16 protein-coding genes and 1 pseudogene are annotated in these 22,235 nt (G+C 74.2%); 9 read left to right on the forward strand and 8 right to left on the reverse strand.

Annotated elements, in window-relative coordinates:
- Window positions 1-296: 296 nt before the first annotated feature.
- Genes ACIQBJ_RS08570 through ACIQBJ_RS08580 form a run of 3 tightly spaced genes read left to right on the forward strand, consistent with a single transcriptional unit; the run spans window position 297 to window position 3,644 of the window.
- Window positions 297-1,058, forward strand: a complete 762-nt coding sequence (locus tag ACIQBJ_RS08570; protein ID WP_400705723.1) for a 4'-phosphopantetheinyl transferase family protein — start codon at window positions 297-299, stop codon at window positions 1,056-1,058.
- Complete coding sequence (locus ACIQBJ_RS08575; protein WP_400705726.1) at window positions 1,055-1,978, forward strand: hypothetical protein; 924 nt, start codon at window positions 1,055-1,057, stop codon at window positions 1,976-1,978. Before ACIQBJ_RS08570 ends, ACIQBJ_RS08575 begins: the two co-directional genes overlap by 4 nt.
- 4 nt (window positions 1,979-1,982) lie before the next feature.
- Window positions 1,983-3,644, forward strand: coding sequence for a condensation domain-containing protein (locus ACIQBJ_RS08580; protein ID WP_400705729.1), 1,662 nt, complete (start codon window positions 1,983-1,985; stop codon window positions 3,642-3,644).
- A 25-nt stretch (window positions 3,645-3,669) separates the two neighbouring features.
- On the opposite strand, the gene ACIQBJ_RS08585 is transcribed toward ACIQBJ_RS08580, so the two are convergent.
- Window positions 3,670-4,638, reverse strand: a complete 969-nt coding sequence (locus tag ACIQBJ_RS08585) for a hypothetical protein (RefSeq protein ID WP_400705732.1) — start codon at window positions 4,636-4,638, stop codon at window positions 3,670-3,672.
- A 124-nt stretch (window positions 4,639-4,762) separates the two neighbouring features.
- Window positions 4,763-6,211 (reverse strand): DUF2079 domain-containing protein, encoded by a 1,449-nt coding sequence (locus ACIQBJ_RS08590; protein WP_400705735.1) that lies wholly within the window; start codon window positions 6,209-6,211, stop codon window positions 4,763-4,765.
- Between the two features lie 128 nt (window positions 6,212-6,339).
- Here ACIQBJ_RS08590 and ACIQBJ_RS08595 point away from each other — a divergent pair, with 128 nt between their 5' ends.
- The 3 genes from ACIQBJ_RS08595 (at window position 6,340) to murQ (ending at window position 9,822) form a co-directional block, all read left to right on the forward strand.
- Window positions 6,340-7,017, forward strand: coding sequence for a response regulator transcription factor (locus ACIQBJ_RS08595; protein ID WP_400705738.1), 678 nt, complete (start codon window positions 6,340-6,342; stop codon window positions 7,015-7,017).
- A complete protein-coding gene (locus ACIQBJ_RS08600) occupies window positions 7,007-8,605 on the forward strand; it encodes a sensor histidine kinase (RefSeq protein ID WP_400705741.1) in 1,599 nt (532 codons plus the stop codon). The genes ACIQBJ_RS08595 and ACIQBJ_RS08600 overlap by 11 nt, the downstream gene beginning before the upstream one ends.
- A 257-nt stretch (window positions 8,606-8,862) precedes the next feature.
- Complete coding sequence (gene murQ / locus ACIQBJ_RS08605) at window positions 8,863-9,822, forward strand: N-acetylmuramic acid 6-phosphate etherase (RefSeq protein WP_400705828.1); 960 nt, start codon at window positions 8,863-8,865, stop codon at window positions 9,820-9,822.
- Between the two features lie 7 nt (window positions 9,823-9,829).
- Here murQ and ACIQBJ_RS08610 read toward each other — a convergent pair whose 3' ends face one another.
- From ACIQBJ_RS08610 to ACIQBJ_RS08620, 3 genes are all read right to left on the reverse strand, one after another.
- The gene (locus ACIQBJ_RS08610) at window positions 9,830-11,938 is read right to left on the reverse strand and encodes a SpoIIE family protein phosphatase (protein WP_400705744.1); all 2,109 of its coding nucleotides are present in this window, start codon (window positions 11,936-11,938) and stop codon (window positions 9,830-9,832) included.
- A 125-nt stretch (window positions 11,939-12,063) separates the two neighbouring features.
- Window positions 12,064-15,615, reverse strand: coding sequence for a DNA polymerase III subunit alpha (gene dnaE, locus ACIQBJ_RS08615; protein ID WP_400705747.1), 3,552 nt, complete (start codon window positions 15,613-15,615; stop codon window positions 12,064-12,066).
- A 244-nt stretch (window positions 15,616-15,859) separates the two neighbouring features.
- Entirely contained in the window at window positions 15,860-18,448 is a 2,589-nt protein-coding gene (locus ACIQBJ_RS08620) for an SGNH/GDSL hydrolase family protein (protein WP_400705831.1), read from the reverse strand.
- Window positions 18,449-18,578: 130 nt separating this feature from the next.
- Between ACIQBJ_RS08620 and ACIQBJ_RS08625 the strand changes: the two genes are divergently transcribed.
- Window positions 18,579-18,755 carry a hypothetical protein gene (locus ACIQBJ_RS08625; RefSeq protein ID WP_400705837.1) on the forward strand — a complete coding sequence of 59 codons (177 nt, stop codon included), beginning with the start codon at window positions 18,579-18,581 and terminating at the stop codon, window positions 18,753-18,755.
- 5 nt (window positions 18,756-18,760) lie between these two features.
- Here the strand turns inward: ACIQBJ_RS08625 and ACIQBJ_RS08630 are convergent.
- The 3 genes and pseudogenes from ACIQBJ_RS08630 to ACIQBJ_RS08640 form a co-directional block, all read right to left on the reverse strand.
- A pseudogene (locus ACIQBJ_RS08630) lies at window positions 18,761-19,450 on the reverse strand (hypothetical protein); the annotation flags it as partial.
- 453 nt (window positions 19,451-19,903) lie between these two features.
- On the reverse strand, window positions 19,904-20,140 hold the full coding sequence (locus ACIQBJ_RS08635) for a response regulator transcription factor (protein WP_400705750.1): 237 nt from the start codon (window positions 20,138-20,140) through the stop codon (window positions 19,904-19,906).
- A gap of 32 nt (window positions 20,141-20,172) precedes the next feature.
- Window positions 20,173-20,388: a hypothetical protein gene (locus ACIQBJ_RS08640; RefSeq protein WP_400705753.1), complete on the reverse strand. Its 216-nt coding sequence runs from the start codon at window positions 20,386-20,388 to the stop codon at window positions 20,173-20,175.
- A gap of 169 nt (window positions 20,389-20,557) precedes the next feature.
- On the opposite strand from ACIQBJ_RS08640, the gene ACIQBJ_RS08645 reads away from it, so the two are divergent.
- Both ACIQBJ_RS08645 and ACIQBJ_RS08650 read left to right on the forward strand, forming a co-directional pair.
- Complete coding sequence (locus ACIQBJ_RS08645; RefSeq protein ID WP_400705756.1) at window positions 20,558-21,592, forward strand: LuxR C-terminal-related transcriptional regulator; 1,035 nt, start codon at window positions 20,558-20,560, stop codon at window positions 21,590-21,592.
- Window positions 21,593-21,713: 121 nt separating this feature from the next.
- Window positions 21,714-22,235 (forward strand): hypothetical protein, encoded by a 522-nt coding sequence (locus ACIQBJ_RS08650; protein ID WP_400705759.1) that lies wholly within the window; start codon window positions 21,714-21,716, stop codon window positions 22,233-22,235.

Consider the following 22,235-nt stretch of genomic DNA (forward strand, 5'->3'; position numbering starts at 1 on the left):
GCGGCGGTCCGCGACGGCCGCGCGGCACTCGGCCCGCGCCGGTCGTGCGGCTCGGCGACGGCCGTCCGGCCCGGCCGGGCCCGAGGGGCGGTGGGGAGGTCCGGCCGCCCGGTGCCGCTGCCGCGCGCCGTGCCGCCGGGTTCCATGCCGTCGGGAGCCGTGCCGCCGACCCCGTGCCCGGCCGGTTCCGTCCCGGCGGCGGTCCGACCCGGACAGGGACGGACCCCGCGCGGCGGCGGTGGCGCTGTCGTTCCGGGCGCGCGCGTCACCGGTCGTCACCCCGAGGGCGGGCAGGCGTGACCGAGGTCTGGCTGATCCCCACCGACGCCGGGGCCGAGCAGGCCCGGGCCCTGCTGGAACTGCTCGACCCGGGCGAACTGGCCCGGGCCCTGGCCGCGCCCGACGGACCGCAGCGGCACCGCTTCGTCGTCGCGCACGCCGCCGCCCGGCTGCTCACCGCCGCCGCCGCGGGCCTGCCGCCGGAGCGGGTCCGCTGGCGGCGCGGACCGCACGGCCGCCCCGAACCCGACGGACTGGCGGGGCGGTTGACCGTGAACCTGAGCACCGCCGGGCCCTGGGCGTTGTTCGCCATCGAGCAGCACCCCGCCGACGGCGGCGCGATCGGCGTCGACCTGGAACCGGTGCCCACCGCACAGGTCGCCCGCCGGCTCGCCCACCGCTACTACCCCGGGGCCGAAACCGGCGGCGACGCCGAGGAGTTCACCCGGCGCTGGACCCGCAAGGAGGCATACACCAAGGCACGCGGCGGACGCCTCGCCGACGGCCTGCGCACCCCCGCCGGACCGGTCGACCGGCCCGGCCCGCACCGGCTGCACGGCCCGCTCGGCCCGTGCGCCGTCCGCGACCTGCCCGCCCCGGCCGGCTACCGCGCCGCCCTCGCCCGCACCGGCACCCGCCCCCTCCCGCCACCCGACCTGCGCCGCTACCCCGGCGACGCCCCCGGCCCCGCGCAGCTCCCCGCGTCCCCGGCCCGGACCACCGACCCCGTCCTCCTCCCGGCGCCCGCCGCCCCCGACCCCGAGGCAGACCGACCATGACCCGCCACCCCGACGACGCCACCCCGCTGTCCACCGCCGCCCCCGGCGTCCAACTCCAGCCCGCCGCCTACGAGAAGCTGCTCGGCGCGCTCCGCGACGCGATCGCCCGGCTGGCCGCCGACGAACCCTTCGAACGGCTCGTCGTCCCGCCCGTGATCTCCCGCGCCACCATCGAACGGGCCGGCTTCGCCGCCTCCTTCCCGAACCTGCTCGGCACCGTGCACAGCTACACCGGCACCGCCGCGGACTGGCGCCGGCTCTCCCCGCTGATCGCCGAGGGCGGCGACTGGCACACCCGGCAGGGCATCTCCGACCTGGTGCTGCTCCCCGCCGCCTGCTACCCCGTCTACGCCACCCTGGACGGCCGGGACCTCACCGAGCCGGTCCGCTTCAGCGTCGAGGCGCAGTGCTTCCGGCAGGAGGCGACCGCCGAACCCGGCCGGCTGCGGACCTTCCGGATGGCCGAACTGGTCACCGCCGGCACCGCCGAGCACTGCCAGCAGTGGCGCGAGCACTGGCTCGGCCGGGTCGCCGACTGGCTGGAGACGCTCGGACTGAAGCCGTCCGTCGAACTCGCCGACGACCCGTTCTTCGGCGGCGGCCGCCGGATCTACCAAGCCGCCCAGCGCGCCCAGGAGCTGAAGTTCGAACTGCGCGTCCCGGTGGCCGACGGCCTGCCCCAGGCGATCGCCTCCGCCAACCTCCACAAGGACCACTTCGGCGAGGCGTTCGCGTTCACCGCCGACGGCGCCACCGGCAACACCGCCTGCACCGCCTTCGGCCTCGACCGGATCGCCCTCGCCCTGCTGCACACCCACGGCCCCCGGCCCGCCGACTGGCCGCAGCCCATCGGCAACGCCCTGAACGGCACTGCCCAGAACGGCACCGCCCAGAACAGCACCGCCCCGAACGGAGACTGACGGCGTGTCACACGAAGAAGCCACCACCGTACGGTTCCGTGCCGAGGCGCCCGAGGCCGAGGGGCCGGTCACCCTCGGCCAGGACAACATGCTCCGCTGCCTGCGCAACGAGACCCCCTCGCGCGAACGCAACGAGCCCTCCTCGCTGAACAAGCAGGCCAGCTGGATCGTCCCCGAGCACGCCGACCTGCCCGGCTGCCTCGCCGCGCTGCGCACCCTCGCCGAGCGGCACGCCGCCCTGCGCACCGTCTTCCCCGCCGCGGGCGAACAGCTCCCGACCACACAGCGCCAGCTCCGGGAAGGCGAGTTCACCGTCGACGTGATCGCCCTCGACCCGGACGAGGACGCCGCCGCCCGGGGCGACGCCTACTGCTGGGACCGCCGCTGCGTCCCGTTCGACCTCGCCGCGGACTTCCCGCTCCGGTTCGGCCTGCTCACCCGCGACGGCCGCCCCGTGCTGCTCGCCGTGGTCGTCTCGCACGCCCAACTCGACGGCGTCGCCACCGGGCTGCTGTTCCAGGAGTGGATGGCCCTGGCCTCCGGCGCCGAACTGCCGCCGCCCGCCGGCCCCACCCCGATCGAGGTCGCCGAACAGGAGCGCTCCACCGGCGGGCAGCGCCGCGCCCGGGCCGCCCTCCGGCACTGGGAGCGCATCCTGAACGAGGAGCCGTCCGCCGTCTTCACCGACGACCGGGTCCGCTCCGGCGACATCCTGCTGCACACCCTCGCCGTCCGCAGCCCGTTCGGCGCCGCCGCGCTGGAACGCGCCGTGCGCCGCACCGGCAGCTCCAAGTCGGCCGTCCTGCTGGCCTGTTACGCCGTCCTCGCCGCGCACCGGGCCGCCCGCCCGACCGTGGTGATGGCCGCGCTCTCCGCCAACCGGCACCGCTCCGCGCTCGCCGAGCACATCGGCACCCTCGCCCAGGACGCGCTGCTCGTCCTCGACACCGACTGCCCCGACCTGGACACCCTGATCGGCCGCACCCAGGCTCAGGCGCTCTCCGGCTACTGGCACGCCACCTTCGAGACCGAGCAGCTCTGGCGCATCCTCGACGAGGCCTCGATCGGACGCGGCGCCCGGTTCGTCCGCGACGTCGTGCTCAACGACGTCAGCGGCACCGTCCCCGAGGAGATCGCGGCGCTGCGCCCCGACCCGCCGGTCGACCCCGAACTGACCTGGTACCCGACCGAGCCGCTCCCCACCCGGCTGATGATCAACATCTGGCGGACCGGCACCTGCCTGGAGATCAGCCTGCACGCCCACCCCGACGTCCTCGACCGCGAGGAGACCGAGCAGTTCGCCCGCGCCCTGCTCCGGCTGATCGACCTCGCCGGACAGCGCCCGGTCGCCCTCGGTCCCGACGGCGAACTCGCCGCACTCAGCGGCCTGCCCGTCGGCCGCCGGGAGAAGGGCCGCTGGCAGCAGGTCGGCAGCAACTGGGTCGACCTCGACGTGGTCGCCGACCGGGTGCGCGCCGTCCTCGGCGTCAAGGACGTCGAAGTCACTTTCGAGGGAGGAGAGTTGACGGCCACGGTGCCCGCCGGGTGCGAGCTGTCGCCGGCCGAGGCGCACGCCGCGATCGTCGCCGACCTCTCCTGGCGCGACACCGTGATGGCCCCGCAGCGCTACGTCCTGCCCGCCGGCACCGGCACCGGACGCGACTGACCGGACCGGACGGAAGGGGCACCGGTCAGCGGTCGGGGTGGTGCGCGTGCGAGTGGCGGCGCACCAGCAGCGCGGTGCCCATCGAGCAGCCCAACACGATCGCGGCGACACCGAAGACCAGCCGGAGGGTGGAGCCGCGACCGGCGACGGAGGCGGCCGCCGCCTCGGGGAGCCGCTGGGCCGCCGCGGCGGGGGAGCGCTCCGGGGCGGACGCCGACGGCCCCGGGACGCTGCCCGGCCCGGTCGGCCCGGTGTCCTCGGCGGGCAGCAGGGCGAGGGCGGCGCCGACGGTCGGCGGCGGGGCGACGGCGCTCGGCGCCGCCGTCGGGGCGGACGGCCCGGCCGTGACGGGGGCGGACGCGGACGGGTCCGGCCCGGCGGTGGCCGACCCGCTCGGCGTGGGCGCGGGCGAGGCCGACGGGCCGGGCACGGCGCAGCGGAACACCGCCTGCGCGCGGTTGTGGCCGTCCAGCGGGCCGACGTCCCGGCCCGCGCCGTCGACCACCGTGTACGCGGCCGGGCCGTCCATCGCCAGCAGGTACGTCCCGGCCGGGGCCGCCGACCCCAGGACCACCCGGGCCCGGACGGTCAGGCTGCCGTGCGGCGCGATCGTCAGCGGCACGGCCGGGGTGGTGCCCCACGACTCCGGCCCGTAGTGGTCGGACTCCCGCCACGTGCTGGTGGCGTCGTCCCGCCACTGCACCGCGAGGTCGTCCGGCCCCGCCGCCGGGCCGGTGGCGTCGGCCAGCTCCAGCACCAGGGAACGCACCAGGACCCGGTACCGGGAGGTCGAGTCCAGGGTGAACGCCACCGTGAACCCCTCGCCCGGCGCGACCCGGGCCGGCACCCCGGAGACGCCGATGACGACCGTCCCGTTGCCCTGCGCCGCCGCCGACACCCCGGCGGAGGCACCCGTGAACAGCGCGGCCAGCAGCACCGAGAAGAGCAGCGGCACGGCGCCGGAGGCCGCCCCGCGGATGACGCCCCGCGCCATGTGAACTCCCGTGTGGAAAGGTGCGGTGCACACCTGCCCGCGTCAGCGCGAAGCCTAGCCAGTACGCGGGAACGCGGCCACCACGGGGAGGTCAACGCGCGGGGAACAGCCGCCGACCGCCCCCTCAACCGCGCTGCCAGTGCCAGACGGTGACCCCGCCGCCGCGCGCGACCGGCCGGTAGCCGGCGGCGGGCAGCCCCCGCTGGACGTCGAGTTCGCGCGCCCGGGGCACCGGGAAGTCCTCCGGCGCGTCCAGGGTGGCGGCCCACTCCGCGACCGGCCGGGACCGCGGGTCGCGGCCGTCCGACGACAGGCCCGTCGAGCCCCCGTCCGGGTAACTCAGGTACGGGAAGAGCGAGACGGCGCAGCGCGAGGTCAACTGCGGGGCCAGCCGGTTCGCCGCGGCCACCCGCGCCCCGTCCGGCACCGCCGACAGCACCCGACGCACCGTCAGCGCCTCCGCCCCCGGCCCGGACAGATCCGGCCGCGGCACGGCCAGCAGGGCCAGCAGCACCATCCCGGCCAGCGCGAACACCGCCGGGACGGGCACTGCCGGGACGGGCGCGCGGCGCGGTTCCCGATCCACCGCCGGTGGCAGCACCCGGACGGGAACCTGCCCGCCCCGGCGGCCCGTCAGGCGCCACAGCCCGTCCAGGCCCGCGACGAACAGCACCGGCATCAGCACCGCGTTGTAGTGGAACCCGGTGCCCCAGTACGCCTCCACCGGGGACCAGAACCGGGCCGCCAGCGGCAGCACCGCCAGCAGGGCCAGCGGCGAGCGCAGCGCCAGCAGCAGCGTCGGGGCCAGCAGCGCCCCCACCGTCCCCCACTTCTCGGCCGGGAACAGCAGCCGCGCCAGCGGGTTCCCGCCGTCCGGCCCCACCCAGGAGCCGTACGCGTAGCCGCCCGTCGGGTTGGCCGCCGGGACGAGGACCAGCACCGCCAGCGCCGTGCCCAGCACGGCCGCCGCGACCGTCGCCGCCCCCAGCGCCCGCCGCCGGCCCGCCAGCAGCACGTACCCGCCGACCCCGGCCAGCAGCAGGCCCTGGTCCTCCTTCACCAGCAGCAGCGGAAGCGCCCAGCACACCGCCGCCCGCCAGCGCCGCTCCGCCAGCGCCACCGTCGCGGCCGCCGCCAGCGGAACCCCCAGCGCGACCTCGTGCACGTCGAACTGCGAGGCCCGCCACAGCCCCCAGGACAGCCCGTACGCCCACCCCGCCGCCACCCCGCCGACCCGGCCGAACCGCCGGCCGGCCAGCGCCGCCACCGGCAGCGCCGACAGCGCGAACAGCACCGACTGCGCCACCAGCAGCGTCTCCGCCGCCGGCCACAGCCGGTAGAACGGGGCCAGCACCACCAGCGCCGGACTGAAGTGGTCGCCCAGCAGGTCGAACCCGGCGCCCTTCAGCACCACCACCGGCGGCCCGCCGCCCGCGTACCCGCGCACCGCCTCCTCGAATATCCCCAGATCGAACCCGGTGGTCTCGATCCGCCACTGCCGGGGCAGCGACAGGGCCAGGTGGAACAGCAGGACCGGAAGCGCCACCACGGGCGCGGAGAAAGAGAATCGCACCCGGCCGACGCTAGGAAAATGCCCCTGAAACGCTTCTGAAAGAACCTGAGGATTTCTTCAGCACGGATAAAACCGGCACAACGCCCGGGGGATTATCCCGCCGCCGGAAAAGGCCCTATCCTCGTCCGGTGCGCCTACTCATGGTCGAGGACGAGGAAAGCCTGGCCCGCTCGCTCGGCCAGGGACTGCGGGCCGAGGGCTACGCCGTCGACGTGGCCGCCGACGGCCTCACCGGGCTCGACCTGGCCCGCTCCGGCCGCTACGACCTGCTGGTGCTCGACCTCATGCTGCCCGGCCTCAACGGCTTCCGGATCTGCCGGCAACTGCGCGCCGAGGAGCATTCCGTCCCCATCCTGATGCTCACCGCGAAGAACGGCGAATACGACGAGGCCGAGGCCCTGGACTGCGGCGCCGACGACTTCCTCGCCAAACCGTTCTCCTACGTGGTGCTCACCGCCCGGCTCCGCGCCCTGCTCCGGCGCGGCGCGGCCGGCCGCCCCGCCGTCCTCGCCGCCGCCGACCTGCGGATCGACCCCGCCGCCCGCCGCTGCACCGTCGACGACACCGAACTACGGCTCACCGCCAAGGAGTTCGGCGTGCTGGAGTGCCTGCTGCGCCGCCCCGACCAGGCCGTCCCGAAGAGCGACATCCTGGACGCCGTCTGGGACTCCGCCTTCCGCGGCGACATCAACATCGTCGAGGTGTACGTCGCCGCGCTGCGCCGCAAGCTCGACCGGGCCGGCGCGCACGCCCGGATCGAGACCGTCCGCGGCATCGGCTACCGGCTGGCCCCCGATGCCCGCTGACCGCCCCCGCCGCTTCCGCCGCCCCCGCCGTCCCCGGCCCGCCCGGTGGCCCGCGTGGTGGCCCGCCCCCGGCATCCGGGCCCGCGCCGCGCTCGCCGCCCTGCTCGCCTCCGCCCTGGCCTTCGCCGTCGCCGCGCCCCTGATCGGCGCCGCCGTCCGCTCCCGGCTCGACCAGGTCGCCCTGGAACGGGCCTGGACCGCCGTCGAGAACGTCTCCTCGAAGATCCCCGACGCGCCCGACGAGCAGTACCAGAGCATCTCCTACGCCGTCGTCACCGAGGACGGCCAGTGGCTCCGCTCCGCCAACCTCACCGACCCGCGCGACTGGACCCCCACGGCCCGGCTGCCCCCCGTCGGGCCCGAACAGTACGGCAACGGCAACGCCCTGCGACCCGGAAGCGACATCATCACCGTCCGCTACCCCGGCAACCTCGCCCCGAACTACAAGCTCGCCGCACTCGGCCCCCGCCCCTACCGCTTCGTCCGCGCCCTCACCGGATCACTGACCACCGACCAACTCGCCCTGTACGCCGACGGGTTCCGCAACGGCGGGCTCGACCGGCCGAACCTCCCCGGGCAGCAGCTCACCGTCTACGTCCTGGTCGACCCGCTCACCGCCGAACAGACCGGCGGCACCGTCACCCGCCTGCTGCTCCAGTACGCGGCCCCCGCCGCCTCGCTGTTCGTCGCCCTGATCGCCTGGCTCGCCACCGGACTCGCGCTGCGCCCCGTCGAGTCGATCCGCCGCCAGATGGCCGCCGTCCGCGACGGCGCCTTCCACGAACGCGTCCCCGTCCCCCGGGCCCGCGACGGCGTCCACCGGCTCGCCCGCACCACCAACGACACCCTCGACCGGCTCCAGCACGCCCTCGACGAACAGCGCCGCCTGGTCGCCGACGCCTCGCACGAACTGCGCAGCCCGCTCGCCGCGCTGCGCAACTCGCTCGAAGTGCCGCTCGCCCACCCGGCCGCCGCCGACTGGCCCGGCGTGGTCGCCGGGGCGCTCACCGACACCCAGCGGCTCCAGGACCTCGCCGACGACCTGCTGCTGCTCGCCCGGGTCGAGCAGGACACCGAACAGGACACCGAGCAGGACACCGGACGTGACGCGGGGCCGGCCGGCGGCCGGGCGCTGGTCGACCTGCACGACCTGATCGCCGAACAGCTCGCCGAACGCGCCCACACCGACCCGGAGTTGACCTTCGAAGGACGGATCGGCGCGGCGGTGCTGCCCGGCCGCGAAGTGCTGCCCGCCCGCCTGGTGCGCAACCTGCTCGACAACGCCGTCCGGCACGCCCGCCACCGGGTCGCCGTCACCCTCGCCGTCGAGGACGGCCGGGCCGTCCTCACCGTCGAGGACGACGGCCCCGGCATCCCCGCCGCCGACCGCGAACGGGTCTTCGAACGCTTCGTCCGCCTGGACGCCGCCCGCGACCGGGACAGCGGCGGCGCGGGCCTCGGCCTCGCCCTGGTCCGCACCATCGCGCACCGGTTCGGCGGCACCGCCACCGCCGAACCCCCCGACCGGCTCCCCGGCGCCCGCCTGGTCGTCCGCCTCCCGCAGGCCGGTCCCCCGAAAGCGACCTGACGACGCGTCAGTTCCCGTCGCCGACCCGTCGCAGCGCCTCCTCGGCCTCCCGGACCGTGTCTTCTGCCCGCACCGCCCCGGCGGACCGCGCCGCGTCCGCCCGGCGGGAGCCCTTTCCGCGGGCGGCGGGCGGCGGGCGGGGCAGCGGGCAGGGGGTGGCGGTCGGCGGGGGCCGGGCTAAGGTCGGGGGCGTGACCAGCACCCCGCAGCACGCCCCGGTTCCCGACCCGTCGACCCCGCAGGCCCCGCAGGCCGCGCTGCCCGCGCCGCCCGACCGGGAGCTGGTGGCGGCGCTGGCCGGGCTGGCGACCGAGGCGCGGCGGCCCGAGCACGCCGCGATCGACCTGCTGCCGACGCTGGAACTCGCCCGGCTGATGAACGCCGAGGACCGGACCGTCGCCGACGCCGTCGCCGCCCGCCTGCCGGAGATCGCCGCCGCCGTGGACGCGATCGCCGAACGGGCGGCCCGCGGCGGACGGCTGGTCTACGTCGGCGCGGGCACCGCCGGGCGGCTCGGCGTCCTGGACGCCAGCGAGTGCCCGCCGACCTTCGGTACCGACCCCGGGCAGGTCCTCGCCGTGATCGCGGGCGGCTCCGCCGCGACCACCGCCGCCGTCGAGAACGCCGAGGACGACCGGGAGGCCGCCGTCGCCGACCTGGACGCGCTGGGGCTGACCGCCGCCGACGCCGTGGTCGCCGTCTCCGCCTCCGGCCGCACCCCGTACGCGCTCGCCGCCGTCGAGCACGCCCGCGCGCTGGGCGCGCTCACCGTCGGCCTGGCCAACAACCCCGGCTCCGCGCTGGCCGCCGCCGCCGAGCACGGCATCGAGGTCGTCACCGGGCCCGAACTGCTCGCCGGCTCCACCCGGTTGAAGGCCGGCACCGCGCAGAAGCTGGTGCTCAACATGGTCTCGACGCTCACCATGGTCCGGCTCGGCAAGACCTACGGGAACCTGATGGTCGACGTCCGCGCCACCAACGAGAAGCTCCGGGCCCGGGCCCGCCGGATCACCGCCCTCGCCACCGACGCCGAACTCCCGGACGCGGACGCCGCGTTGGACGCCACCGGCGGCCGGGTCAAGGACGCCGTCCTGCTGCTGCTCGCCGGGGTCGACGCCCCCGCCGCGGCCGCCCTGCTCGCCCGGCACGGCGGACGGCTCCGCGACGCCCTCCGCGACGCCCTCCGGGAGGCCCCGGACGGCGCCGCCGAAAGCTGACGGACCATCAGATCGCCTGCTCCGCCCAGATGGTCTTGCCGCGCGGGGTGTGCCGGGTGCCCCAGTTCCGGCACAGCTGCGCGACCAGCAGCAGCCCGCGCCCGCCCTCGTCGTACGTCCGGGCCCGGCGCAGGTGCGGGGCGGTGCTGCTGCCGTCGGACACCTCGCAGGTCAGCATCCCGCCGTCGCGGATCATCCGCAGCGCGACCGGGGCCAGGCCGTAGCGGACCGCGTTGGTGACCAGCTCGCTGACCACCAGCTCGGTGACGAACGCGGCCTCCTCCAGCCCCCAGGCGGCCAGTTGGGCGGTCGCCAGCTTCCGGGCCCGGGACACCTCGGAGACCTCGCGCCGCAGCGGCCACTCGGCGACGTCCCCGGCGGGCAGCGCCCGGGTGCGGGCCAGCAGCAGCGCCACGTCGTCGCCGGGCGCCTCCGGCCCGAGGGTGGCGGACAGCACCCGGTCGCACAGGTCCTCCAGCGAGTCCGCGGGCGCGGCCAGCGCCGCCCGCAGCCGGTCCAGGCCGAGCCCGGGGTCGCCGCGCAGCTCGGAGGCGCGCAGCAGGCCGTCGGTGTACAGCGCCAGCACGCTGCCCTCCGGAACCTCCCGCTCGACCGCCTCGAACGGCAGCCCGCCCAGCCCGAGCGGCGGCCCCGGCGGCAGTTCGGGGAAGTCCACCGCGCCGTCCGGCCCGACCAGGGCCGGGCCGGGATGCCCCGCCCGGGCCAGCGTGCAGGACCGGGTCACCGGGTCGTACACCGCGTACAGGCAGGTCGCGCCGACACTCCCGTCCGCCCAGGCGCCGCCGGTCCAGGCGCCGCCGGCCCCGGGCTGCTCGTCCAGGTCGACCCGGAGCACCAGGTCGTCGAGGTGGGTGAGGAGTTCGTCCGGCGGCATGTCGATGTCGGCGAGCGTCCGCACCGCGGTGCGCAGCCGTCCCATCGTCGCCGAGGCCGCCACCCCGTGGCCCACCACGTCCCCCACCACCAGGGCGACCCGGGCGCCGGAGAGCGGGACGACGTCGAACCAGTCGCCGCCCACGCCGTCCCGGTCGTCGGCCGGCAGGTAGCGGAACGCCACCTCGACCGCGGCCTGCCGGGGCGTCCTGGTCGGCAGCAGCGAACGCTGCAGCGCCAGCGCGGTGTCCCGCTGCCGGGTGTACTGGCGGGCGTTGTCGACGGACAGCGCGGCCCGCGCCGTCAGCTCGGTGGCCAGCAGCAGGTCGTCGTCGTCGAACGGCACCGGCGAGCGGTGCCGCAGGAAGATCGCCACCCCGAGCGTCGTCCCGCGCGCCGTCAGCGGCACCAGCAGCGAGGAGTGGATGCCGAACTCGTCGGCGAGCCGGGCCCGTTCGGGCTCCCGGGCGATCCAGGCCCGGATCTCCGGGTCCCGGTGGTCGGTGCGCAGCGGCCGCCCCGAGGCCAGCACCCGGGCCATCGGCGAGTCCGGGGTGATCGGGTCGCCGTCGCCGGGGGAGACCGTCGACTCCGGGCAGCCCGGCAGCACCGAGCGCTGCCCGGCCCGGTAGAACACCAGGCCGGCGTCGCGCTGCGGGCCGCCGAACACCGAGTCCAGCAGGTCCACCCCGACGAAGTCCGCGAAGCCCTCGACCGCGACGTCCGCCAACTCCTGGGCGGTGCGCCGCACTTCGAGGGTGGTGCCGATCCGCAGGCCGGCCTCGCCGAGCAGCGCGAGCCGGCGGCGGGCCCGGTCCTCCGGAACGTCGGGGGCACCCGCGGAAGCGGCCTTCGCCAAGGTGTCGGCGGGCGCGGCGGCCGGGCTCGGGGCGTCGGCGGCCGGAGGGCCCAGCGGCCGCGCCGTCACCACCCAGTCGAGCCCGCCGCGGGCCGTCCGGACCGGGACCGCGCCCAGCTCCACCGCGACCGGCTCCGCCTCGGCCCGGCACACCCGGACCATGCCGGTGAACGCCTCGCGCCGAACGACCGCGCGCAGCAGGCCGGTCGGGGCCCCGCCCGCCAGCAGCCCGAGGGCGGGCCGGCCCAGCACCCGGCCCGCGCCGAGGCCCGCCAGCAGCCCGGCCGCCGCCGACCAGCCCGTCACCGCCCCGCCGCCGTCCACCGTCGCGGTCGCCGCCCGGCCCGGAACCCGTGTCGCCATGTCCGCACATTCCCCTTCGGCGCAGCAACCCGCAGGCATCACCGACCAGCATCACCCGCCGACCCGACCACCTCAACCCGCCACGCCGGAGCGGCGCGGCGCGGCCGGGGCGGCCGGTCGCGGGGTCAGAGGGTGCCCTGCCAGCAGTGCGGGCCGAGGAAGGTCTTGATGTCGGAGGCGAGGCCGTTGTCGGGGTTCACGGTGAAGCCGAGTTCGTAGAGGGTGCTCTTGTCCCAGCCGGTGGCGAGCAGGCGGACGGGGACGTCGCCGGGGTGGGCGAGCAGGGTGGTGCGGAGTTCGGAGACCACGTCGGGGGTGAGGCGGCCGACGGGCGCGGTGATCTGGACGGGCGGCTTGGTGCCGAGTTCGGCGGAGGAGACGTCGAGGGTGGTGATCTCCTGGCCGAAGATGCTGAGCGAGCCGTCGCGCTCGTTGAGGCGGCCGCGGACGGAGACGACGTTGTCCTCCACCATCAGGGCGGACATCAACTGGTAGGCGGCGGGGAAGAACAGCACCTCGATCGAGCCGTCGCGGTCGGAGAGGGTGATGATGGCCCAGGCGTTGCCGGCCTTGTTGATCCGCCGGTCGATGCCGGTGATCAGCCCGGAGAGCCGGACCTCGCCCTCGGAGCGGCCGGAGCCGAGGAGTTCGACGAGGGACAGGTCGCGGTTCTTGGAGAGGATGTGCTCGGCGCCGTCCAGCGGGTGGCTGGAGACGTAGAGGCCGAGCATCTCCCGTTCCAGGCCGAGGAGTTGCTTGCGCGGCCACTCGCGGTCGGTGAGCTGGAAGTCCAGGCCGATGGCGGGCGTGTCGTCGCCGCCGAGCATCGCGAACAGGTCGTCCTGGCCGATCGCCTGCTGCTTCTTGACGCCGGTGACCGCGTCGATCGCGCTCTCGTGGACAGTGCTGAGCGAGAGCCGGGTGTGCCCGAGCGAGTCGAACGCCCCGGACTTGACCAGCGAGTCGACGGTGCGCTTGTTGCAGACGACCAGTTCGACCTTGTCCAGGAAGTCGGCGAAGGAGGTGTACTTGCCCTTCGCCGCCCGGGTCGCGACCAGCGACTCGATCACCGGGACGCCGACGTTGCGGACCGCCTTCAGACCGAACCGGACGTCGCTGCCGACGGCGGTGAAGTCGACGACGGACTCGTTGACGTCGGGGGAGAGGATGCGGATGCCCATCGCCCGGCACTCGGCCAGGTAGACCGCCATCTTGTCCTTGTCGTCGGCGACCGAGGTGAGCAGGGCGGCCATGTACTCGGCGGGATAGTTCGCCTTCAGGTAGGCGGTCTGGTAGGAGACCAGGCCGTACGCGGCGGAGTGCGATTTGTTGAAGGCGTAGCCGGCGAACGGGACCAGCACGTCCCACACCGCCTGGATCGCCTCGTCCGAGTAGCCGCGCTCCTTGCAGCCCGCGTGGAACGGCACGAACTCCTTCTCCAGCACCTCCTTCTTCTTCTTGCCCATCGCGCGGCGCAGCAGGTCGGCCTGGCCGAGCGAGTAGCCGGCCAGCACCTGGGCGGCGCGCTGCACCTGCTCCTGGTAGACGATCAGGCCGTAGGTGGGGCCGAGGACCTCCTTGAGCGGCTCCTCCAGCTCCGGGTGGATCGGGATGATCTCCTGCTGGGCGTTCTTGCGCAGCGCGTAGTTGGTGTGCGAGTTCATGCCCATCGGGCCGGGCCGGTACAGCGCCGAGACGGCGGAGATGTCGGCGAACTCGGTGGGCTTCATCAGCTTGAGCAGGGCGCGCATCGGGCCGCCGTCGAGCTGGAACACGCCCAGGGTGTCGCCGCGGGCGAGCAGCTGGTACGTGGTGGGGTCGTCGATCGGGATGCTGTCGATGTCGACGTCGACGCCCCGGTTGGCCTTCACGATCTTGATGCAGTGGTCGATGATGCCCAGGTTCCGCAGACCCAGGAAGTCCATCTTGATCAGGCCCATGGCTTCGCACGACGGGTAGTCGAAGCCGGTGATGATGGTGCCGTCCTTGTCCCGCTTGTGCAGCGGGATCAGGTCGAGCAGCGGCGTCGAGGAGAGGATCACCGCGGCCGCGTGCACGCCGGTGCCGCGGATCAGGCCCTCGATGCCGAGGCCGGTGTCGATGATCTTCTTGACGTCCGGCTCGTTCTCGTACAGCGAGCGGATCTCGGTGCCCTCGTTGTACCGGGGGTGCTTCTCGTTGAACAGGTCGGCCAGCGGCACGCCCTTGCCCATCACGTCCGGCGGCATCGCCTTGGTGATCCGGTCGCCCATCGAGAACGGGTAGCCGAGGATGCGGTTGGCGTCCTTCACGGCCGCCTTCGCCTTGATGGTGCCGAAGGTGTTGACCTGCGCGGTGTACGCGGAGCCGTACTTGTCGGTGACGTAGCGCACCATCTGGTCGCGCTGGCGGTCGTCGAAGTCGATGTCGACGTCCGGCGGGTTGATCCGCTCCGGGTTGAGGAACCGCTCGAACAGCAGGTCGTGCTCCAGCGGGTCCAGCTGGGTGATGCCGGTCAGGTAGGACACCATCGAGCCGGCCGCCGAACCGCGGCCCGGGCCGACCGGGATGCCGTTGTCGCGCCCGTACTGGCAGATGTCGGCGACCACGAGGAAGTAGGCGTCGAACCCCATCGGGGTGATCACGCCCATCTCCAGCTCGACCCGGTCCAGCACCTCCTGGCTCGGGTTGTCGCCGTACCGGTGCTTGAGGCCCGCGGCGATCTTCTTGCGCAGGTAGGACGCCTGGGTCTCGCCCTCGGGCACGTCGAACTGCGGCATCCGGTCGACGTAGGTGAACACCTCGTCGTACGACTCGATCCGCTCGGCGATGGCGAGGGTGTTGTCGCACGCCTCCGGGAGGTCGCGGAACAGCTCGCGCATCTCCTCGGAGGTCTTCACGTAGTAGCCCGAGCCGTTGAACTTGAACCGGTTCGGGTCGTCCTTGTTCTTGCCCACGCCGACGCAGAGCAGGCTGTCGTGCGCGTCCGCCTGGTCGGCCGTCACGTAGTGCGAGTCGTTGGTGGCCAGCAGCGGAATGTTCAACTGCTTGGCCAGGCGCAGCAGATCGGCCCGGACGTCCTGTTCGATGGACAGCCCGTGGTCCATCAGTTCGAGGAAGTAGTTCTCCTTGCCGAAGATGTCCTGGTACGCGCCGGCGGCCTTCACCGCCTCCTCGTACTGGCCCAGCCGCAGCCGGGTCTGCACCTCGCCGGACGGGCACCCGGTGGTGGCGATGATGCCGGTGGCGTTGGCCGCGATCAGCTCCCGGTCCATCCGGGGCTTCATGTAGTAGCCCTCCATCGACGCCAGCGAGGAGAGCCGGAACAGGTTGCGCAGCCCGGTCGCGTTCTGCGCCCACATCGTCATGTGGGTGTACCGGCCGCCGCCGGAGACGTCCTTGCCGCCCTCGGCGTCCGCACCGGTCGGGCGCTGCCCGCCCGGCGACCAGAACGTCTGCTTCTTCTCGAACCGCGACCCCGGGGCGACGTACGCCTCGATGCCGATGATCGGCTTCACCGAGCTCTTCGCCGCCGAGTGGAAGAACTCGTACGCGCCGAACATGTTGCCGTGGTCGCTCATCGCGATGGCGGGCATGCCCTGTCTCTCCGCCTCCGCGAACAGCTTCCCGTTCTTCGCGGCGCCGTCCAGCATCGAGTACTCGGTGTGGACGTGCAGGTGGGCGAAGCTGTCGGACACGGGGCGGGCTCCTAGCACGAGGACGCGGACGGGGGACGGGGACGGAGGCAGGGACGGGGACGGGGACAGGGAGAAGCCCACCCTAATGGGGCCCGGGCCCGACCCCCGCACACCCGGGCCGAAAGCCCCCCGCTCCCCGCCCCCGCCCCCCGGCCCCCCGCAGGTCAGAGCCCCCGCGGGCCGGGGAAATCCGCCCCGGACGACGAAACGCCCGGGCGACGGAACGCCCGGGCGGAGCTCCGGTTCAGAGCCGGAAGGGGTTGCCTCCCTTCGCGGCGGCGACGTACCAGGCGGTCGCGCCGGTGTGCCGGGAGGCGTAGTACTTGTCGCCCTGCCCGGTGTCGAGGCCGTCGTGCGAGGCGGCGACGATGCCCGCCCCGTCGGCGTTGGGGGCGTGCTCCTGGGCCCTCTGCAGGGTGGCGGTCAGCTGCGCGGCCTTGTCGGCGTCCCCGGGGGCGTTGCGCACCCGGTAGGCGGCCAGCAGGTGGGCGGTGCCCTCGAACCAGACCCCGGTGGTGTCGACGGCGCTGAAGCTGACCCCGGTGAAGCCGTTGTCGGTGACGGCCATCCGCCCGGCGGCCCAGTCCATGGTGCGGGCGTAGTCGGGGTCGAGGGTGGCCAGGTAGCTCCAGGTCTGGACGTCCTCGGGGACGGCGTCCTCGTTGACGGTGACGCCGTCCAGGCCGGTGCCGGTCCACAGGTGGTTGCGGTCGGCGCTGATCATGGTCTTGACGAACGCGAAGGCGTTGTCGGAGTAGCCCTTCCACTTCTGGTCGCCGGTGAGCTGGCCCAGCATGGCGAAGAACGCGCCGACGTCGATGTTGTGCTCGGTGGCCTTCCAGGTCCGCTGGACCATGCCGCTGCCGTCCTCCTTCGCGGAGGTGTCGGCGAAGCCGCCGGTGTAGCCGCCGGCGCCCCGGGTGTCGGCGGAGTTGGTCTGGATCCAGTTCGCGGCGCGCTTCGCGCCCTCCAGGTACTTGCTGTCGCCGGTGGCCTTGTACAGGTGGCAGAACGCCATGCCGGCCCAGGCCATGTTGCCGGTGTACACCGACCAGCCGCCGATGTAGGGGGTGCCGACGGGGTAGTCCCGGCCCAGGGTGGTGACGAACGGGTCCGGCAGGTAGGACGCCCGGATCCGGCCGTCGTTCACCGGGTCGTGGTCCTGCGCGTACAGCAGGCTGTCGCCGAGGACCTTGGCGTGGTCGAGGTCACCGCCGCCGCCGTGCTGGAGGAGCGCGTAGACGGTCACGGCGTTGTCGTAGGTGAACGACGACTGGTAGCCGGTCGGTCCGAACGTCCCCCCGGGGCCGAAGAAGCCGCCCGTGTAGCTCTGGGGCAGGCCGACCTTCACCGTGGTGTGGGTCGGCGGCTCCGGGGTGATCGGCGGGTGGTGCAGCGGAGGCTCGCCGATGTCGGTGCCGGGGTCGTCCGGGATGTCGACGGTGGAGGCGTACCGGTCCTCGGAGGCGGTGAGGAAGCCGACGGCCCGGTCGACCGAGGCGGCGGAGTAGTTCGGGTCGGACGAGACCGTCTGCACGGCGGGCGTCGCCGACCCGGCGGAAGCGGCGCACGAGAACTCCCGGCCGCCGTTGCTGATCTTGTCGGCCGCCTGGGTCAGGCAGCTGCTGAGCGCCTGCTGCCCGTAGGCGTTCGGGTGGACGCCTTCCTGACTGTTTCCCTGGCCGCCCCAGGGCAGCGCCACGTACGGGACCCAGCGCACCCACTCGGCCTGCGCCGCCGGGAGCGGGTTGGCCGGACTGTTGGCCGAGGTGGCCTGCGCGGCACTGATGTGACAGAGCTCGTGCCCGGCCAGGGCGTCCTGCATGTCGAGGAAGAAGGCGTCCCCGCGCCGCGCCGCGCCTCTGATCATCTCGTTGACGTTCGGGATGACCTCCTTCCTGGCCCAGGTGGCGTCCGCGTCGTAGAACGGGCAGCCGCCCGCCTTGTAGCGCTGCTCGATGCTCTCCTCCGAGTAGCGGTAGTGGGCCGCGTCGGCGAGCGGGCCCGGGTAGGACTGGGCCACCAGACGGTAGTTCGCCCTGCTGTAGCCCAGGGACTGCATGGTGGTGTGGACGGCGTCCAGCGCACCCACCACCTTGTCCTGGACCTCGTTGATCTTCCCCGGGAGCGCGTTGTCCAACACCCCTCCCTTGCACGGACCCGCGCCGGTGAAGAAGTAGAGCCCGCACTGCTGCATGACCCCGACGAGGTTGATGTCATTGCCTCCCACGGACAGCACAATCGTCTTGACCTGGTAGCGCTTCGCCAGTTCCTTCAGCTGCTCGACCTGCGGCTTCTCCCCCTTGAAGCTGCTCCGTACCACGTTGTCCGTGGTCGCTCCCGAGCACGCCAGGTTAAAGCGCAGCTCGGGCGGGACGCCGTCGATCTCGGCGCCGGCGATCTCCGACACGTCGGAGCGGTCGCACTTGTTGCCGCCGTCGTAACTGGTGTCCCCGTAGACCCCCTGCAGGTCGTGCCCGCAGCTGCTCCCGTCGGCGTTGCAGCCGGACGCGGCCCGGTCCGTGCCCCAGACGGAGCCCTTGTTGTCGGTGTTCGCGTTCCCGGCCCAGCGGCCGGCCTCGCCCGAGATGTAGCTGTCGCCCATCGCCACGACGGCCAGCGGCTTCTGCCCGACGGTCCAGGTCACGAAGGTGTTGAAGCCGGAGCCGCCCTCCCGGTCGACCCTGAACGTCGCGTAGTCGCTGCCGGTCTCGTCGTAGCTGTTCGCGCCGATGTACGGGTTGTCCCAGTGCAGCTGCACCTGCCGGTTGTCGTCACTGCTGGTGAAGCAGTTCTGGGTGACGTACCGGACCCTGCCCTCCGTCCCGGTCATGATCCCGGAACTCTCCGAGCCCCAGGCCGCGCCCTGGTCCCGACCGATGCGATCGGGCGGGGGCGCGGTCCAGATGCCGTGCGGCAACTGCAGACCGAGCCGGTCCAGCGTCAGATCGCAACCGGTGTCGTTGGCGAAGCTCACTCCGGTGCTGCGCGCGGCCGTGGAGGACGGCGGTGTGCAGGAGGTGCTGTCGGCCGTGATTCCGTACCTCGAACACCCGATGGGCGGGGCGTTGAACTGGACAGGCCAGTGGTCGGACTTCTCCGTGTCCAGTCTCCGCGTCTCGCTCCCCGCTCTCGGCTGATCGCTCGATACGGCGAAATCGAGTTCGCTGTTCCCGTCCGGATTGGTCTTGGTGCGGTGCGTGAAATACCCCGACCTCATGAGGGTGTAACCCGCCGGCAGCGTCGGGAACGCGCCGGCCTCGCCCTGCGGGCCTTGAAGGTTGTAGTTGAAGTCACCGGCCACCACCCACTGCCCACCGGCCACGGAGCCGCGGGTCCTGACCGCGTTCACGGCTTTTTCCCGATCGTTTCCGCCGGGGGAGAACGCATGAATGCTGTAGTACGAGTCGTTGCCGACGCGCACGCCGACCAGCGGCCGCGGCAGACTTCCGTTCGAAAATGCGTCCGGCTGGATCACCAGGGGCGTCGGAGCGACGTCGAAACGGTCCTGCTTGACCATGATGCCCATATTGACGCGCCCGCCGTTGGCACTGCCCCTGTCGGTCTGCAACCAGTAGAGGGTGTGCGTGGGCCGACTGGACGATCCGAATCTGCATTCGTCCAGATTGAAGGTGACCGTTGCAGGCGTGCCTGCACCGTCGAGATAGTCCTCGTTGATCTGGTGAGAAGTGTGGGTCGCTCCGTTGCACGCTTCCGGCAGGGCGCCCGCCTCCTGCAGCATGACGATGTCGTTCCTGCGCTCCCCCGACTTCCGGTTCTCGAAGAGCTCCGGAACGTAGAGCCCCCAACTCGATCCGCTGTCCGAGCCCTGCATGTTCCAGGTCGCGTACCTGTGGTCGCTCACGGCCGCGTGGGCGGGGGGTGCTGCGCCGACCAGTTGAGCGAGCGTCAGGAGCAGGGCGAGCGCGCACGCCGCCGCCGTCCAGCGTCTGCACGCCCCGGGAATTCTGATGAGTTTCACGTTCGTCCGTTGTGGTGGATGGAATCGGTGGGTCTGTGCGGACCGCGGTCCGCGCAGGAGGCACGTGCAGCTCCCGGGATCGGGCGTGCCGCACTGCCACCTCTGCCGGAGGCGGGGATTCCGCGGCTCGGGCAGGGGAGATGGAGAGCCCGCAGGCAGGTTCGGGGCGCGACTGCGTCGCGCGGACGGTGTCGTCGACGCGCGGAAGCGGGAACGGGCGCCGCGGCCGATGCCGACGGGGCGATGGTCACCGCGGCAGGGCCGGAAGGCTGGGCGGTGCCCCGCCGTTCGGCAGGGCACCGTCGGTCAGGGGGCGGACAGCTCCGGCAGTCGGTGCGCCAGCAGGGCCAGCTGCACCTGGGTGGTCATTCCCGTCTTGGCGCGGATGCGGCGCAGGTAGGTGTCCACGGTGTGCGGGCTGAGCCCGAGGCGGCGGGCTATCGCCGCGTAGCCGAAGCCCTCGCCGATCAGGCGGAGGACCTGCTGCTCCCGGCAGCTGAAACTGTCGGCGGCGGGAGTCGAGGGCAGCGGGGCGGGGGGCATCGGAACTCCCGGGCGGTCGGCGCGGGCCGGGGTCACGCCAGCGGACGGCAGAGCGGGGTCTCGCACGCGCCGCCCCAGGCGGTGTCCGAGCCGTCCGGGGCGGCCGTCCGACCGGGGAACTGCTGGACGGAGTCCCGGACCGACCCGCTCACGGCCACCGGGGCCACCGGGGCCGCCGGGGCGGTGGCGGTCGGCGCGGCCGCGAAGAAGGCGGCGGCGAGGGCGGCGGTGGCGAGGGCGCTTTTCATGGGGAACTCCGGGAACGGTTGCGGTACGAGGCGAAGGGTCGGTCCGGCGGTGACGCCGGGTCTCTGGACGAGCCGCGCCTAGCATGTCCGTACCGACAACCGCGGCACCACCGCACGGCCACCTCAGCAAGTTCGGTGGCAGCAAGCTGACCCGAGGACAGAACCGGACATGCCCCCAGAAACGCCGCACTCCGGCCTCGCCGGCCCGGTCGAGCTCGCCGTCTACGCCTGGGTGCTGCGCCACGGCCGGTGCGAACCCGCCGCCCTCGCCGAGCACCTCGCCGACGCCGGCCTCGACCCGGCCGCCGCCCCCGCCGCCCTCGACCGGCTGGCGGCGCACGGCCTGGTCCACCGCGACCCCGCCGACCCGCACCGGGCCCGCGCCGTCGGACCGGAGGCCGCCGCCAACGACCTGGCCGTCCCGGTCGAGGCCGAGATCGCCCGCCGCCGCGCCGAACTGGCCGCCCGGCGGGCGGAGCTGGCCGCCTTCCTGCCCGCCTGGCAGCACCGGGCGGACGCCGCCGCCCCCGCCGACCTTGGCTTCGAGGTGCTGCCCACCCTCCCCGAGGTCCGCGCCGCCCTCGACCGCGCCTCCGCCGACTGCCGCACCGAGGTCCTCGCCGGCCAGCCCGGCGGCAACCGCGACCCCGAGGCCATGCAGGAGGCGCTGCGCCGCGACCACGCCCTGCTCGCCCGCGGCGTCCGGATGCGCACCCTCTACCACCACACCGCCCGGTTCAACGGCCCCAGCCAGACCTACGTGGAGGCCGCGACCGCCCTCGGCGCCGAGTACCGCACCGTCCACGAGCTGTTCGGCCGGATCATCGTCTTCGACCGCGCCACCGCCTTCGTCCCGCTCTCCGACGGCTCCTGGGGCGCACTCGTCGTCCGCGAACCCTCCATGGTCGCCTACCTGTGCGGCATCTTCGAGCAGAGCTGGGAGGTCGCCCGCCCCTTCGCCTCCGCCGCCGAGGACGGCCTCGAACAGGTCGCCCAGGAGATCGACCGGACCATCCTGCACCTCCTCGCCGCCGGACTGAAGGACGAGACGGTCGCCCGCCGGGTCGGCCTCTCGCTGCGCACCGCCCGCCGCCACATCGCCGACATCACCGCCCGCCTCGGCGCGGAGAGCCGCTTCCAGGCGGGCGTCGCCGCCGCCCGGGCCGGCCTGCTCGACGAACCGGAGGAGCCGCCCGCGAGCTGAGCGCCCCGCCGCGCCCCGTCCGCCGTGTCACGGGATCCCGGGACTGCCCGCCGTCCCCCGGCTGCCCCAGGATGGCCGGGGTGTGGGCCGTGGTGACCCGCCCCACTGGGAGGTGGCGGCCGTGCAGTGGTACCAGGACGTGGACGGGCCGGTGACGGAACCCGGCGGACTGGTGGCCGAGTTGGCGGCCTTCGCGCACGGCGCCACCGACCGGTCCGCCCCCGCCCTGCTGTGGAGCGAGCAGGAACCGGAGGACGGGACGGACCCGCCCGACGCGCTGGCCGGGGCGCTCCGCCGCGCACTGCGGCGCACCGTGCTGGTCGTCGCCGACGGCCCGGCCGGGCACTGGCGGCGGCACCCCGCCGCCGTGCTGCTGGTGCAGCGCCGCGGCGCCACCGAGGTGACGCTCGGCCCGCCCCCGGGCGCGGCCGGCCGCCGCACCGCACTCCGCCTGCGGGCCGCCGCCTGCCTGCTGGTCCCCGCGGGCTGGAGCTACCGGCTCGACCCGCGCGGCACCGCGCAACCGGTCGCCCTCGCCCTGCTCCGACCCCTCGCGGACCCGGTGCACCCGATGCACCTGGTGCGCCCGGTCCCGCGGGGCCGGGCGGCCGAAGCGCCGGGGGCGTGTCACGGGGACACGTGA

It is taken from the genome of Kitasatospora sp. NPDC088391, assembly GCF_044753345.1.
Classification (GTDB): Bacteria; Actinomycetota; Actinomycetes; order Streptomycetales; family Streptomycetaceae; genus Kitasatospora.

Excerpts from the sequence above, each read along its gene's own strand:
- ACIQBJ_RS08575 (WP_400705726.1), top strand. The coding sequence starts at position 1,055 with ATGACCCGCCACCCCGACGACGCCACCCCGCTGTCCACCGCCGCCCCC.
- ACIQBJ_RS08585 (WP_400705732.1), bottom strand. The coding sequence starts at position 4,638 with ATGGCGCGGGGCGTCATCCGCGGGGCGGCCTCCGGCGCCGTGCCGCTG.
- ACIQBJ_RS08600 (WP_400705741.1), top strand. The coding sequence starts at position 7,007 with ATGCCCGCTGACCGCCCCCGCCGCTTCCGCCGCCCCCGCCGTCCCCGG.
- ACIQBJ_RS08610 (WP_400705744.1), bottom strand. The coding sequence starts at position 11,938 with ATGGCGACACGGGTTCCGGGCCGGGCGGCGACCGCGACGGTGGACGGC.
- ACIQBJ_RS08620 (WP_400705831.1), bottom strand. The coding sequence starts at position 18,448 with ATGACCGGGACGGAGGGCAGGGTCCGGTACGTCACCCAGAACTGCTTC.
- ACIQBJ_RS08635 (WP_400705750.1), bottom strand. The coding sequence starts at position 20,140 with ATGCCCCCCGCCCCGCTGCCCTCGACTCCCGCCGCCGACAGTTTCAGC.
- ACIQBJ_RS08640 (WP_400705753.1), bottom strand. The coding sequence starts at position 20,388 with ATGAAAAGCGCCCTCGCCACCGCCGCCCTCGCCGCCGCCTTCTTCGCG.
- ACIQBJ_RS08645 (WP_400705756.1), top strand. The coding sequence starts at position 20,558 with ATGCCCCCAGAAACGCCGCACTCCGGCCTCGCCGGCCCGGTCGAGCTC.